Annotated in this window: 15 protein-coding genes; 12 read left to right on the plus strand and 3 right to left on the minus strand. The window is 74.2% G+C overall.

Features of this window, described 5'->3' with window-relative positions:
* Window positions 1-26: 26 nt before the first annotated feature.
* From ACH34T_RS11120 to ACH34T_RS11130, 3 genes are read left to right on the plus strand one after another with little or no spacing between them, the layout of a single operon-like run.
* On the plus strand, window positions 27-428 hold the full coding sequence (locus ACH34T_RS11120) for a nuclear transport factor 2 family protein (RefSeq protein WP_395991949.1): 402 nt from the start codon (window positions 27-29) through the stop codon (window positions 426-428).
* A complete protein-coding gene (locus ACH34T_RS11125) occupies window positions 425-1,618 on the plus strand; it encodes an acyl-CoA dehydrogenase family protein (RefSeq protein ID WP_395991950.1) in 1,194 nt (397 codons plus the stop codon). Before ACH34T_RS11120 ends, ACH34T_RS11125 begins: the two co-directional genes overlap by 4 nt.
* On the plus strand, window positions 1,597-2,724 hold the full coding sequence (locus tag ACH34T_RS11130; RefSeq protein WP_395991951.1) for an acyl-CoA dehydrogenase family protein: 1,128 nt from the start codon (window positions 1,597-1,599) through the stop codon (window positions 2,722-2,724). Before ACH34T_RS11125 ends, ACH34T_RS11130 begins: the two co-directional genes overlap by 22 nt.
* 44 nt (window positions 2,725-2,768) lie before the next feature.
* On the opposite strand, the gene ACH34T_RS11135 is transcribed toward ACH34T_RS11130, so the two are convergent.
* From ACH34T_RS11135 to ACH34T_RS11145, 3 genes are read right to left on the minus strand one after another with little or no spacing between them, the layout of a single operon-like run.
* On the minus strand, window positions 2,769-3,608 hold the full coding sequence (locus ACH34T_RS11135; protein WP_395991952.1) for a 1-aminocyclopropane-1-carboxylate deaminase/D-cysteine desulfhydrase: 840 nt from the start codon (window positions 3,606-3,608) through the stop codon (window positions 2,769-2,771).
* Window positions 3,605-4,249, minus strand: coding sequence for an adenylate kinase family protein (locus ACH34T_RS11140; RefSeq protein ID WP_395991953.1), 645 nt, complete (start codon window positions 4,247-4,249; stop codon window positions 3,605-3,607). Before ACH34T_RS11140 ends, ACH34T_RS11135 begins: the two co-directional genes overlap by 4 nt.
* Before the next feature lie 40 nt (window positions 4,250-4,289).
* On the minus strand, window positions 4,290-4,844 hold the full coding sequence (locus ACH34T_RS11145) for a universal stress protein (RefSeq protein ID WP_395991954.1): 555 nt from the start codon (window positions 4,842-4,844) through the stop codon (window positions 4,290-4,292).
* A 150-nt stretch (window positions 4,845-4,994) separates the two neighbouring features.
* On the opposite strand from ACH34T_RS11145, the gene ACH34T_RS11150 reads away from it, so the two are divergent.
* The 9 genes from ACH34T_RS11150 (at window position 4,995) to ACH34T_RS11190 (ending at window position 12,582) form a co-directional block, all read left to right on the plus strand.
* Window positions 4,995-5,489, plus strand: coding sequence for an XdhC family protein (locus tag ACH34T_RS11150; RefSeq protein ID WP_395991955.1), 495 nt, complete (start codon window positions 4,995-4,997; stop codon window positions 5,487-5,489).
* Window positions 5,490-5,690: 201 nt separating this feature from the next.
* Window positions 5,691-6,668 (plus strand): sigma-70 family RNA polymerase sigma factor, encoded by a 978-nt coding sequence (locus ACH34T_RS11155; RefSeq protein WP_395991956.1) that lies wholly within the window; start codon window positions 5,691-5,693, stop codon window positions 6,666-6,668.
* Between the two features lie 127 nt (window positions 6,669-6,795).
* On the plus strand, window positions 6,796-7,479 hold the full coding sequence (gene pcaH, locus ACH34T_RS11160) for a protocatechuate 3,4-dioxygenase subunit beta (RefSeq protein WP_395991957.1): 684 nt from the start codon (window positions 6,796-6,798) through the stop codon (window positions 7,477-7,479).
* Entirely contained in the window at window positions 7,479-8,045 is a 567-nt protein-coding gene (gene pcaG, locus ACH34T_RS11165; protein ID WP_395991958.1) for a protocatechuate 3,4-dioxygenase subunit alpha, read from the plus strand. The genes pcaH and pcaG overlap by 1 nt, the downstream gene beginning before the upstream one ends.
* Window positions 8,035-9,240 (plus strand): 3-carboxy-cis,cis-muconate cycloisomerase, encoded by a 1,206-nt coding sequence (gene pcaB, locus ACH34T_RS11170; RefSeq protein WP_395991959.1) that lies wholly within the window; start codon window positions 8,035-8,037, stop codon window positions 9,238-9,240. The genes pcaG and pcaB overlap by 11 nt, the downstream gene beginning before the upstream one ends.
* Complete coding sequence (gene pcaD, locus ACH34T_RS11175) at window positions 9,237-10,091, plus strand: 3-oxoadipate enol-lactonase (protein WP_395991960.1); 855 nt, start codon at window positions 9,237-9,239, stop codon at window positions 10,089-10,091. Before pcaB ends, pcaD begins: the two co-directional genes overlap by 4 nt.
* Window positions 10,088-10,483 (plus strand): 4-carboxymuconolactone decarboxylase, encoded by a 396-nt coding sequence (pcaC, locus tag ACH34T_RS11180; protein WP_395991961.1) that lies wholly within the window; start codon window positions 10,088-10,090, stop codon window positions 10,481-10,483. The genes pcaD and pcaC overlap by 4 nt, the downstream gene beginning before the upstream one ends.
* Before the next feature lie 27 nt (window positions 10,484-10,510).
* Window positions 10,511-11,338 (plus strand): IclR family transcriptional regulator, encoded by an 828-nt coding sequence (locus tag ACH34T_RS11185; protein ID WP_395991962.1) that lies wholly within the window; start codon window positions 10,511-10,513, stop codon window positions 11,336-11,338.
* A gap of 86 nt (window positions 11,339-11,424) precedes the next feature.
* Window positions 11,425-12,582: a 4-hydroxybenzoate 3-monooxygenase gene (locus ACH34T_RS11190; protein ID WP_395991963.1), complete on the plus strand. Its 1,158-nt coding sequence runs from the start codon at window positions 11,425-11,427 to the stop codon at window positions 12,580-12,582.
* Window positions 12,583-12,868: the final 286 nt, after the last annotated feature.

A 12,868-nucleotide genomic window follows, 5' to 3' on the forward strand; every position in this document is an offset into this window, starting at 1 on the left:
ACGAACTCCGATTGTAGGGGAGGGACATGTCCGAGTTCGCCAGCCCCCGGGCCGTCTTCCAGCGGCTGATCGACGCGGTGGCCGCGCGGCGGCCCGAGGCGCTGCCGCGCCTGTACGCGGAGGACGCGGTGGTCGTGCAGCCGTTCGCGGAGCCCGCCTCGCGCCTGGAGGGACGCGAGGCGCTGCGCGAGCACTTCGCCCGGCTGCTGACCCTTCCGATGGAGGTGAGGGCGCGGAACGTCGTCGTCCACCAGACCGGCGACCCGGAGGTCATCGTCGCGGAGTTCGAGTACGAGGGGCGCAACACCGAGACGGGACGCGCGTTCGTCGTGCCCAACGTCTTCGTCATGCGCGTCCACCGGGGCCGCATCGTCGAGTCCCGCGACTACGCCCACCACCACGCCTTCGAGGAGGCGTTCGCCCGGTGAACGCGGCGCCGCCCGACGCGGGCGAGCTGGAGCGGCGGGCCGGAGCGTTCCTCGCGGCGCACGACCCCGCGGCGACGGAGCCCCTGGAGTTCCTGCGGGCCCGCTTCGACGCGGGCCTGGCCTGGGTCCACTACCCGGAGGGGCTCGGCGGGCTCGGCGCGCCGCGCGCCCTGCAACCCGCCGTCGACCGGCGGTTCGACGAGGCCGGAGCGCCGACCAACCACCCGGAGCGCAACGCCATCGGGCTCGGCATGGCCGCTCCGACGATCGCCGCGTTCGGCACCGACGAGCAGAAACGCCGCTTCCTGCGCCCCCTGTGGACCGGCGAGGAGCTGTGGTGCCAGCTGTTCAGCGAGCCGGGCGCCGGGTCCGACCTCGCCGCGCTCGCGACCCGCGCCGTCCGCGACGGCGACGCCTGGACGGTCGACGGCCAGAAGGTCTGGACGTCCATGGCCCACGAGGCGCGCTGGGCGATCCTCGTCGCCCGCACCGACCCCGGCGTCCCGAAGCACCGCGGCATGACGTACTTCGTCTGCGACATGACGGCGCCGGGCGTCGAGGTGCGGCCGCTGCGGCAGATCACCGGCGAGGCCGAGTTCAACGAGGTCTTCCTCACCGGCGTGCGGATCCCCGACGGACACCGCCTCGGCGACGTCGGCCAGGGCTGGCAGGTCGCCACGACCACGCTGATGAACGAGCGGGTCGCGATCGGCGGGCACGCCGCGCCGCGCGAGTCCGGCATGATCGGCGTCGTCGCGGCCCTCTGGCGGGACCGCCCCGAGCTGCGCACCCCCGGCCTGCACGACGCGCTGATGCGCGCGTGGGTCGAGACCGAGGCGGCCCGCCTCACCGGGGAGCGGCTCCGGCAGCAACTCACCGCCGGACGGCCGGGACCCGAGGGGTCGGGCGTCAAGCTGGCGTTCGCCAAGCTCAACCAGGAGGTGTCCGGCCTGGAGCTGGACCTGCTCGGCGAGGACGGCCTGCGCTACGACGACTGGACCATGCGCCGCCCGACCGAGGTCGACTTCACCCGCCGCTCGCCCGGCTACCGCTACCTGCGCGCCAAGGGCAACTCCATCGAGGGCGGCACCTCGGAGATCCTGCGCAACATCATCGCCGAGCGCGTCCTCGGTCTGCCCGGCGAGATCCGGGTCGACAAGGATGTGCCTTGGAAGGACCTCCCCAGGTGACCGGCCTGCTCTACACCGAGATCGAGGACGACCTGCGGGCGAGCGTCCGCGACGTGCTCGGCGACAAGGCGCCCTGGACGTCCGTCCTCGCCGGCACCGAGCGGGACGACCCGTACGACGCGGCCCTGTGGCGGACTATCGCCGCCGAGCTTGGCTGCGCCGGGCTGCCCGTCCCGGAGGATCTCGGAGGCGCGGGCGCGACCTGGCGCGAGACCGCCGTCGTGATGGAGGAGCTCGGCCGGTTCGCCGCGCCCGTCCCATTCCTGACCAGCGCGGTCGTCGCGACGGCAGCGCTGATGGCCGCCGGGGAACGCGACCTGCTCGCCCGCCTCGCCGCCGGTGGGACGATCGCGGTGCTGGCCGTCCCGTTCAGCGCCGCGCCCGGCGACGAGACCGCGACGACCGTCCAGGACGGCGGCGGCGCCCTGACCGGCGAGGTGACCGGCGCCCTGACCGGCGAGGTGACCAGCGTCGCCGACGGGCTGGCCGCCGACGTCCTGCTGGTCCCGGCCGCGGGCGGCCTCTACGCCGTGGACGCCGCCGACGCCCGCCGCACCGCCGTGACCTCCCTCGACATGACCCGCCGCCTCGCCGACCTCGCGTTCTCCGCCGCGCCCGCCCGCCGCGTCGCCGAGGGGACCGGCGCCGTCCGCGCCGTTCGCGCCGCGCTGCTGGCCGGCGCGGCGATGCTGGCGTCCGAGCAGCTCGGGCTCGCCGAACGGTGCCTGGACGACACCGTCGCCTACGTGAAGGCGCGCTACCAGTTCGGCCGGCCGGTCGGCTCCTACCAGGGCCTCAAGCACCGCCTCGCCGACCTGTGGACGTCCATCACGCAGGCCCGCGCCGTCGCCCGCCACGCCGCCTCCTGCACCGCGTCCGGGGACGAGGACACGCCGATCGCGGTCGCCGTGGCCCAGGCCCACTGCTCGGCCGTCGCGGTCAAGGCCGCCGAGGAATGCGTGCAGATGCACGGCGGTATCGGCTTCACCTGGGAGCATCCCGCGCACCTCTACCTGAAGCGCGCCAAGGCCGACGCCATCGCCCTCGGCACCCCCGACCGCCACCGCGCCGCGCTCGCCGCCCTCGTCGACCTCCCCCCACCCTGACGACGGCGGCGGCCGTCGGCGGCGCCCGGGCCGCGTCCGGGAGATCAGCCGGTGATGACGGCCAGGATCCGCGCGCCCGCCGGGAACTCGCCGCGATCGGCCAATGCAAGGACGCCGAACATCATCTTCGCCGTGTAGATCCGGTCGAGGACGATCCCGTGCCGCTCGGCGAAGTCGTCGATGAAGCCGTCCAGGTCCGGTGTCCGCTTGGCGTACCCGCCGAAGTGGAACCCGCCTTCGACGCGCCAGGCTCCGCGCCGTTCCCCGTACGTCTCGCGCTGGAGCCGCTCCACCTCGCCGTCGAGGAAGTCGCCTTGCAGCACGGAGAAGCCGATGGCGCGCTGGTCGGAGCCCAGCCCGGCGGCCAGGCCCGCGAGCGTCCCGCCCGTCCCGCAGGGGCAGCACACGACGTCGTAGCCGGGGACCTCCCCACCCAGCTCCTCGCAGCCCTTGACGGCCAGTGCGTTGCTTCCGCCCTCGGGCAGGAGGTAAAAGTCACCCCATTTTCGGTGCAGCGCTTCGACGACGCCGGGCTCGTGCTTGCGGCGGTAGGCGGCGCGGTCCAGGTAGGTCAGGCGCATGCCCATGCGCTCGGCGTAGGCCAGCGAATCGTTCAGCGGCAGGTGCTCCTCGCCCCGGATCACCCCGATGGTCGCGAAACCGTAGATCTTTCCGGCCGCCGCCGTGGCCCGGACGTGGTTGGAGTAGGCGCCGCCGAACGTCAGGACCGTCCCGCTCTCCCGGGCGGGCGCGATGTTGAGCTTGAGCTTCCGCCACTTGTTGCCGGGCAGCTCCGGGTGGATCAGGTCGTCGCGCTTCAGGAACAGCCGCAGGCCCCGCCGGGCGACCCGGTCGTCGGCGAGCTCGACGACGGGGGAGATCATTGGGGCGGCGGCAGCCGGAGCCGCTCGCGCAGCGCCCGCTGCACCTCGTGGACGCCCGGCCGCGCGTCCACCGTCACCACGTACTCCTTGCGGCCGAACAGCTCCAGGATCGGGTCGGTCTTCTCGTGGTAGAGCCGGAGCCGCTCGGCCAGCGCCGCCTCCGTGTCGTCCTCCCGCGCGACCAGCCCGCCGCCGCACACGTCGCAGCGCCCCTCCTCCGTGGGACGGTCGTCGATCAGGTTGTAGTCCATCCCGCACCGGGAGCAGAGCCGGCGGGCCAGGACGCGCCGCCGGACCTCCCCGTCCGGCAGGTCCAGATGGATCACGCCGTCGATGTCGTAGCTCTCCAGGAAGAACTCCGTCTGCCTGCGGTTGCGCGGGAACCCGTCGACGACGAACCCGTAGTTCCAGTCGTGCTGGTCGAGCCGGTCCCGGACGACGCCCTCCACCAGGTCGTCGCCGACCAGCTCACCGGCCGCCATGATGCGCCGCACCTGGGCGCCGAGCTTCGTGTGGTTCTTGACGTGCCACCGGAAGATGTCCCCGACGCTGATGTGCACGATGTCCAGATCGCGCGCGAGCAGCCCCGACTGGGTCCCCTTGCCGCTGCCGAGCGGGCCGATGATCACGTACTTGCGCATGCCGAAAGCCTATGCGGCGGTTCCCGGGGCCGGGTCCCGGTCAGAGCGGCAGGCGCAGGCGGCGGCCCAGCCGGCGGAACCGGGAGTCGGGGACGTGCTCGGGCGCCTCGTCCCGCTCGATCAGGCACTCCAGCAGCGTGTCGAACGCGGGCGGGCGGACGCACACCAGCGTCGCCCTGGCGCGCCGGGCGCAGTGCAGCCGCACCGACGGGCGCAGCAGCCGCGAGAACGGGCTCCGCGTCCCGTGCCCGATGACGAGGATGTCGTCGTCGCCCGCCAGCCGCACCAGCGTGGCGCCCGGCTCGCCGACCAGCGCCAGCGCCGTCATCTCCACGCCGTCCGGCGGGCCGTCGCTCACCTCCGCGAGCAGCCGCGCGATCAGCTCGGCGCCGGACCCGCGCAGCGCCTCGGTGATGCCGCAGCCGAGCTGCCCGGCCGCCGACACGTGCGGGGGCAGCGGCGCGGCGTGGGCGACCAGCAGCGGCAGCCTCCGCAGCCGCGCCTCGCCGATCGCCCAGGAGAGGGCGCAGCGGGCGCCCGCGGAGTCGTCGACACCCACCACCACGCGGGGGCCGCCCTCCGGTCTCGCGATCACGGTCCCTCCCGAGGCCGCCGATTGATGTGCAGTCTAGGGTGCAGGCATACCCGCTGCGACGGAAGTGTTTCGCGTTCCGTAAACACCGGTTTCCCCAAAAAGCGGTTGCCCGCTTTACCCGCCGCCGCCGCGGGCGGCAGACTTCCGGGTATGGGCACACCGCACGCCAACGACACGTGTGCCGTTGCGCACGGCGACATCCCGCCCGTCACGGGGGAGCGGACGCTGGTCGCGATCTTCGCGGGCCCCGTTGCGGACCATCTCCTCCGCTACGGCGCCGACCTCGGCTACCGCACCTTCCTCGTCGACCCCGACAAGGACCGGGGCGGCGCCGCCGACCTGCCGCCCCTCGACGCGACCGCGGACGTCGTCGTCACCGACCACCACCGTCCCGAGCTCGGGCCTGTGCTGCGGGACGTCCTGACCCAGCCCGTCCGGTGGGTCGGCGTCATGGGCAACCCCCGCCACCCGGCCCCGCACATCCCGGCCCTCACCGAGCTGGGCGTCCCCGCCGCCGACATCGCCCGGGTGCACCGCCCCATCGGCCTGAACATCGGGTCCCGCACCCCCGCGGAGATCGCCATCGCGGCCCTCGCCGGGCTGATCGCCGACCGTAACGGCCGTCCCGGCGGCTTCGAGTTCTGACGCGCCCGTGGCGCGTTCCGACGCATCCCTTCCGCCGCCTCGCCGGGACCGTCTCTTCGCAGGTGCGCACGCTGGTTGACGCGTAGAATGGCGTGGATTGTGCACGTTCTGTCGGTGGGCTCGCCTACGGTCGCAGGCGACGGGGGCCCGTCGGCCCACGTCCGTCCGAGCGACGACGCCGAACGAAGGTGACGACCAACCATGGCGAACAGCACCATCGAAACAGACCGCGACTTCCAGCAACTCGCCGACCCGTACCGGCGGGAGCTCCTGGCGCACTGCTACCGCATGCTCGGCTCCATGCACGACGCCGAAGACCTCGTCCAGGAGACCTACCTGCGGGCGTGGCGCTCGTACGAGAACTTCGAGGGGCGCTCCTCGCTGCGCACCTGGCTCTACCGGATCGCCACGAACGTGTGCCTGACCGCGATCGACCAGCGGGGCAACCGGCCGATGCCGTCCGGGCTCGGGGCGCCGAGCGACGAGCCGGAGCGGCCCGTGGTCGCCTCCCCCGAGGTGCCGTGGCTGGAGCCCGTCCCCGACGCCGTCCTCGGCGCGGACGCCGCCGACCCCGCCACGATCGTCGCCGCCCGGGAGAGCACCCGGCTGGCGTTCGTCGCGGCGCTGCAGCACCTGCCCGCCAAGCAGCGGGTCGTGCTGATCCTGCGGGACGTCCTGAAGTGGCGGGCCGCGGAGGTCGCCGAGCTGCTCGACACGTCCACCGCCGCGGTCAACAGCGCGCTGCAGCGGGCGCGGGCGCAGCTGGAGGAGAACCAGCCCCTGCGCGACGAGCTCGTCGAGCCGACCGACCCGGCGCAGCGCGACTTCCTCGAACGCTACGCCAAGGCCTTCGAGGACGCCGACATCGCCGGCCTCATCGAGCTGTTCAAGAAGGACGTCATCTGGGAGATGCCGCCCCACCTCGACTGGTTCGTCGGCGCCGAGAACGTCGTGCGGCTCATCCGCACGCAGTGCGCGCCCGCGCCGGGGGACATCCGGATGGTCCCGTCCGCCGCGAACGGGCAGCCGGCGTTCGGGCTCTACATGCGGGGCGACGACGGCGTGCACCGCGCGTACCAGCTCCAGGTGATCAGCGTCACCGGCGACGGCGTCGCGCACGTCTCCGCGTTCTTCGACACGACCCTGTTCCCGCTGTTCGGGCTGGCCGAGGAGCTCTGAACCGCCCCCTCCCCTTCCACTGAGCGGAAACCCTTGTCCGGCGCTTGGGACGCCGGCTGCCAGGGTGGACTCGGCGGCGCCCGCACGACGGCCGGGAGCCGCCCGCCGAGCGGGGAATGGGAGGCACATGGACAAGGTCGCGGCGTCGACGCACCCCCCGTACCTGTACCCGGGGTACAAGAGCACCGTGCTCCGCGCCCCCGCGCGGGAACTGGTCATGCCGAAGCTCGGCCCGGACAGCGTGGAGCTGACCTCGCCGGTCTTCGGCCACCAGGAGCTCGGCCGGCGGGACTTCGACCTCACCGTCCAGCATCCCGGCGAGCCGCTCGGCGAGCGGATCGTCGTGACCGGCCGCGTGCTCGACGCCGCGGGCCGGCCGGTGCCGGGCGCGCTGGTCGAGGTGTGGCAGGCGAACGCGTCGGGCCGGTACGCCCACCTCGGCGACATCCATCCCGCGCCGCTCGACCCGAACTTCACCGGCGCCGGGCGGTGCGTCACCGACGGAGAAGGACGCTACCGCTTCATCACGATCAAGCCGGGCGCCTATCCGTGGGGCAACCACCACAACGCGTGGCGGCCCGCGCACATCCACTACTCGGTGTTCGGGACGGCGTTCACGCAGCGGCTCGTCACGCAGATGTACTTCCCCGGTGACCCGCTGTTCCCCTACGACCCGATCTTCCAGTCGATCCCCGGCGAGCGGGACCGCGAGAAGCTGATCGCCCGGTTCGACATGGACACCACCGAACCGGAGTGGGCGCTCGGCTACCAGTGGGACATCGTCCTCGGCGACATCCCGACGGAGACCTGATGACGACGTCGTTCGAGACCGGCGCGTCGCCGGTCACGCCATCGCAGACCGTGGGCCCGTTCTTCGGGTACGCGCTGCCCTACGAGGCCGGTCCCGAGGTCGTGCCGGGCTGGCGGCCGGACGCGATCCGCGTCCGCGGCCGGGTCCTCGACGGCGCGGGCGAGCCGGTGCCGGACGCGCTGCTGGAGATCTGGCAGGCCGACGAGACGGGCGAGATCCCGCGCCGGCCGGGCGGCATCGTCCGGGCCGGGCACGACTTCTCCGGCTTCGGACGCTGCGGCACCGACGCGGACGGCGGCTACTGGTTCAGCACCGTCAAGCCCGGCGCGGTCGGGGCCGGCGCGCCCTACATCGCCGTCCTCGTCTTCGCCCGGGGCCTGCTCAAGCCCGTCTTCACCCGGCTGTACTTCCCCGAGGACGAGGCCGCCCACGCGGGCGACCCGCTGCTCGGCGACGTCCCGGACGAGCGGCGCGCGACCCTGATCGCCGAGCGCGAGGGGGAGCGGCGGTACCGTTTCGACATCCACCTGCAAGGGGAGCGGGAGACGGTCTTCCTTGGCTTCTGACGAACGCGGCGCACCCGGCACGCCCGGCGAAGAGGTTTCGCCGGACGCGGGGCTGCTGTCCCCGGTCCGCGCCGGGACGGAGTCCGAGGCCGCCACGAGCGACCTCGCCTACCTGACGGCGATGCTGGACGCCGAGGCCGCCCTCGCCCGCGCGCAGGCCCGCCTCGGGATCGTCCCCGCGGACGCCGCCGAGACGATCACCGCCGCCGCCGACCCGGACCGGTTCGACCTCGTCGGCCTGGCCCGCCGGGCCCGCGGCGCTGGCAACCCCGTCGTGCCGCTGGTCGCCGACCTGCGGCGGCTCGCGGGGACGGCGGGCGAGCACGTCCACAAGGGCGCCACCAGCCAGGACATCGTCGACACCGCCGCCATGCTCGTCGCGGCCCGGACCAGGCGCGTCGTCCTCGCCCATCTCGACCGGGCCCTGGACGCGCTGGCCGGGCTCGCGGCGCGGTACCGCGACACGCCGATGGCGGCGCGCACGCTCGGCATGCAGGCGCTGCCGACGACGTTCGGCGCGAAGGCCGCGAACTGGCTGCTGGGCTGCTTGGACGCCCGCGAGCGGCTCGCCGCGGCGCCGCTCCCGGTCCAGCTCGGCGGCCCGGCGGGGACGCTCGACGCCTACGGCGACCGGGCGCTCGACGTCGTCGCGGCGTTCGCGGACGAGACGGAGCTGGCGTGCCCCGTCCTGCCGTGGCACACGCGCCGCACCCCGATCGTGGACCTCGCGGCCGCGCTGGCGCTGGTCACGGGCGCCCTCGGCAAGATCGCCACCGATGTGTGGCTGCTCTCGCAGAGCGAGGTCGGCGAGGTCGCCGAGGCGGCCGGGCCGGGGAAGGGCGGGTCGTCGTCGATGGCGCACAAGCGCAACCCGGCGCTGTCCACCCTGATCCGCTCCGCCGCCCTCCAGGTCCCGGCGCAGGTCCAGGTGCTGCTCGCCGCGCAGGCCGCGCCGCACGAGCGGCCGGCGGGGGAGTGGCACGCGGAGTGGCAGCCGCTGCGCGAGTGCCTGCGCCTCACCGGCGGCGCGGCGGAGACGGCCGCCGACCTGGTGGACGGCCTGGAGGTGTCCACGGAGCTGATGCGCGCCGACCTCGACGACCTGCTGGACGTCCTCGGCGACGACCCAGGTCCCGGCGCCGCCGCCGTCCTCGTCGGCCAGGCCCTCGACGCCTACCGCAGGAGCCGCGCGTGACCGGGCCGGACGCGACCGGGCCGGACGCGACCGGGCCGGACACGGCCGGGCCGGACACGGCCGGGGAAAGCGTGGCCGGAGGGAGGGTGCCGCGCCATCGCTGGGACGGCCCGGCGGACGCGCCCGTCGTCGTCCTCGGCCCGTCGCTCGGCACGTCCATGGACCTGTGGCTGCCGCAGCTGCCCGCGCTGACCCGGGCATGGCGCGTCCTGCGCTACGACCTGCCCGGGCACGGGAGCGAACCGCCGCCCGGCGGCCCGTTCACCGTCGAGGACCTCGCCGACGGGATCGTCCGCCTGCTGGACGACCTCGGCGTCGACCGGGTCGCCTACGCGGGCGTGTCGCTCGGCGGGGCCGTCGGCACGACGCTCGCGCTCCGCGCCCCCGAGCGCGTCGCCGGGCTGGTCCTGTGCTGCACGTCCCCGCGCTTCGGCGACCCGGGGGCGTGGCGGGAGCGGGCGGCGCTCGTCCGCCGCGAAGGCGTCGGGCCGGTGGCCGACACGGCGGCCGGACGCTGGTTCACGCCGTCCTTCACCGGCGCGGACCCGTACGTCGCGATGCTCCGCGCGACCGACCCCGAAGGCTACGCCGCCTGCTGCGACGCCCTGGCCGGGTTCGACGCGACCGGGCGGCTGGGCGGGATCACCGCGCCGACCCTGGTGATCGCGGGCGAGCGGGACAAGCCGACCCCGCCGGACGGCCACGCCCGCGTGCTCGCCGCCGGAATCCCGGACGCCCGCCTGACGGTCGTCGGCGGCGCCGCCCACCTCGCCAACGCCGAACGGCCGGGCCCGGTCACCGACGCGATCACCGCGCATCTGGACCGCACATGGAAGGGGACCGGCCGATGACCGACGCGCAGCGGACGACCGACGCGGAGCGGCACGCACAAGGCATGAAGACCCGCCGCGAGGTCCTCGGCGACGCGCACGTCGACCGGGCCGAGGCCCGCAAGGACGACTTCACCGCCGACTTCCAGGACATGATCACCCGGTACGCGTGGGGCGAGATCTGGAGCCGCCCCGGGCTGGACCGCAAGACCCGCAGCTGCGTCACGCTGACCGCGATGGTCGCCGGCGGCCACCTGGAGGAGCTGGCGATGCACGTCCGGGCCGCGCTCCGCAACGGCCTGACGCCCGAGGAGATCAAGGAGGTGCTCCTCCAGACGGCGATCTACTGTGGGGTGCCCGCCGCGAACTCGGCGTTCGCCGTCGCCCAGCGGGTACTCACCGAGCAGGAGTGACGGGCGGGACGTCCGGGCGGAGGGGCCGTGGCTGCTGGCAAGGCGGGAGAAGGCGGCGCGGGCGGCGCGCGGCCGGTCAGCGTGGCGGGCAAGGTGATGGCCATCCTGAACGCGTTCGCGCAGGGCGGCGTCCGGCTGAACCTGAGCGAGATCTGCCGCCGGTCCGGGCTGCCCCTCGCCACCGGCCACCGCCTCGTCGGCGAGCTTGCCGCGGGCGGGTTCCTGGAGCGGGTCCCGGACGGCACCTACCGCATCGGCACCCGCCTCTGGCGGATCGGCAGCCAGGCCCCGGCCGTCATGGGCCTGCGCGAGCTGGCGCTCCCGCACATGGAGGACCTGTACGAGGCCACGCACGACAACGTGCAGCTCGGCGTCCTCCGCGACGACAAGGTCCTGATCGTGGAGCGGCTGCGCGGCACCCGCTCCGTGCCGGTCGTGACGCAGGTCGGGCAGACGCTGCCGCTGCACACCACCGGCGTCGGCAAGGTGCTGCTGGCCTACGCGCCGCCGGACGTCCGGGAGAAGATCCTGCGCGGCGACCTGGACCGGCACGCCCGCCGCTCCATCACCGACCCCGGCGAGCTGCGCCGCTCGATCGAGCAGGTCCGCCGCTCCGGGTACGCGCTGACCCGCGACGAGATGACGCTCGGCGCGTCGTCCGTCGGCGCCCCGGTGCGGGACGGCGCGGGCGACGTGGTCGCGGCGATGTCGCTGGTGTCCGGCACCCGCGGCGCCGACCTGCGCCGGCTGCTGCCGCCGCTGACGACGGCGGTGCGCGCCCTGTCCCGCGACGTGGCGGCCCACTGGCACGGGGACCCCGACGTCTTCTCCGCCGAGCGGAGCACCGGCGCCTGAACCAGCGGCGATGCCCCCGGCATCGCCGGACGAACCGACGACGAATCGCCGGACGAACGGCCGACGACGACGAGGAGGGAGACCCGATGCGAACCCAGGTCGCGATCATCGGCGGCGGGCCCGCCGGGCTGCTGTTGTCCCAACTGCTGCACCGGCAGGGGATCGACACGGTGGTCCTGGAGAGCCGCGACCGCGATTACGTGGAGCATCGGCAGCGCGCCGGGATGCTGGAGCAGGGCACGACCGACGTGCTGCGCGACAGCGGCGCGGGGGAGCGGCTCGACCGGGAGGGCCTCGTCCACCACGGCCTGGAGCTGCGGTTCGGCGGCGCCGGGCACCGCGTCGCGCTGACCGAGCTGACCGGCCGGACGGTGACCGTCTACGCGCAGACCGAGATCGTCAAGGACCTCGTCGCCCGGCGGCTCGCGGACGGCGGCGACGTCCGCTTCGAGGCCGAGGTCGTCGGCCTGGACGCGTCCGCGCCGCGCGTGACGTACCGCAGCGGAGGCGAGACGCACGTCCTGGACTGCGACTACATCGCCGGCTGCGACGGGTTCCACGGCGTCAGCCGCCCGGCGGTGCCGGGGCTGCGGACGTTCTCCCGCGAGTACCCGTTCGCGTGGCTCGGGATCCTCGCCGACGTGCCGCCGTCCACCGAGGAGCTCATCTACGCCCACCACGACCGCGGCTTCGCGCTGCACAGCCTGCGCTCGCCGAAGGTCAGCCGCCTGTACCTCCAGGTGCCCCCGGACGAGGACATCGCCGCCTGGTCCGACGCCCGCGTCTGGGACGAGCTCGCGGCCCGCTTCGCCACCGCCGGCGGCTGGACGCTCCACGAGGGCCCGATCACCGACAAGTCGATCACGCCGATGCGCAGCTTCGTGGCCGAGCCGATGCGGCACGACCGGCTGTTCCTCGCCGGGGACGCGGGCCACATCGTCCCGCCGACGGGCGCCAAGGGCCTCAACCTCGCCGTGTCGGACGTGACCGTCCTGGCGCGGGCGCTCACCGAGCGGTACTCCACCGGTTCGGAGACCCTGCTGGACGGGTATTCCGACGCCTGCCTGCGGCGTGTCTGGCGCGCCGAGCACTTCTCCTACTGGATGACGACGCTGCTGCACGCCGACCCGTCGGCGAGCGCGTTCGAGCGGCGGCTCCAGCGCGCCCACCTGGACTACGTCGTCTCGTCGGAGGCCGCCGCCACGTCGCTGGCGGAGAACTACGTCGGCCTCCCGATCGCCTAAGGTCGTGACCTGTGGCCCTGACCTGCGGCGGAGCGGGCGAGACCGGACGATGAGATGGATGTCACGTAAATTGGCAGCATCTGAAATTCTGCCGAGAAGGCAAGTTCGGTCTACCGTGGGCCCGTGACGGAGTGGTCGGGCGGGGGAGCGCGGTGAGCCTTGTCGAGCAACCGCCCCACCCGGACGAGTCTCCGGCGCGGCCACCGGAGACCGGCCGACCGGACGGAGACCACCCCCCCGGAACCCCTCAACCACGCGGCCGCTCCCGCCTGAGCGAACGCTTCCG

Source organism: Actinomadura sp. 9N215, assembly GCF_044326345.1.
Classification (GTDB): Bacteria; Actinomycetota; Actinomycetes; order Streptosporangiales; family Streptosporangiaceae; genus Spirillospora.